This is a genomic window from Mesoflavibacter sp. CH_XMU1404-2 (assembly GCF_037029465.1).
Taxonomy (GTDB): Bacteria; Bacteroidota; Bacteroidia; order Flavobacteriales; family Flavobacteriaceae; genus Mesoflavibacter.
Genome location: NZ_JAYMEM010000017.1, coordinates 1 through 1,085, shown reverse-complemented (window position 1 = coordinate 1,085; position 1,085 = coordinate 1). Strand labels below are relative to the sequence as shown.

Genomic DNA, 1,085 nt, shown 5'->3' with positions numbered 1-1,085 from the left:
TCTAATTCAAACGCTGCTTTTGCTGTGATGTTTGATTTATCAAACTCAAAGTAAATTGGGTTTAATACCACTTCTTCTGGTGTTACAATCTCTTCTATTGGTGTTAATGGTACACTTACTGCTACTTCTTCTTCGTTAGTACCATCTACGCTTACTTTATTACTTTCGTAACCTTCCATAGTTACTTGTAATTCTGTATCTGTTTCACATTCTACAATGTATTCTACAACGCCTTCTGCATTAGTTGTTTTTGTAGCTAAAATGTTTCCGTTAGCATCTGCTAAGCTTGTTGTTGCTCCTGCTAATACGTCTCCGGTTTTTTCGTCTACTACAGTTCCTGTGATTAATACATCACATAATGGTTGTAACTTTTTAATAGCATAAATGTCATCACTTCCTTTTCCGCCTTCACGGTTAGACGATACAAATCCTTCTCCAGTTTCTTCATTCATTCTAAAAGCAAAGTCATCTCCATTACTGTTTATTGGTGTTCCTGCATTACGTATAGGTGCCATTTTACCGTCTATTTCTTTAGTGTGGAATACATCCATACCTCCAAGTCCTAAGTGACCTGTTGAAGAGAAATAAAGTGTGTTATCACTACTAATGTATGGGAACATTTCTTGTCCTTCGGTATTTACCTTTTGGCCTAAGTTTTCTGGTGTGCCTACATTTCCGTTTGCATCTAATGTTGCTTTGTAAATATCAAACTTACCATATCCTCCAGGCATATCACTTGCAAAGTAAATCATACTTCCATCTGCGCTTACACTTGGGTTTTTTATTGAGTAGTTTGGACTATTGATAGTTAAGGCTTCTACTTCGCTAAAACCATCACTGTCTTTTGTGGCTTTAAATAGGTGTAATACACTAATTTTAGTGTTTGATAAACTGTCTTTTTCATAGATATTTTCAAAGAAACTTTCTCTTGAAAAATACATAGTCTTTCCGTCTGGTGTAAAGCTTACTAATCCTTCGTGGTATTTAGTGTTGATATCACCTTCTAAAAGTTCTTCTCCTTGGTAAGTCCCATCTTCTGCTACAGTATATTCGTAGATATCTAAAAATGGCTCTTCGTTCCATCC

Annotated in this window: 1 pseudogene; it reads right to left on the bottom strand. The window is 35.7% G+C overall.

Annotated elements, in window-relative coordinates:
- Window positions 1-1,085 (bottom strand): annotated as a pseudogene (locus tag WA327_RS07855) (cell envelope biogenesis protein OmpA); the annotation flags it as partial.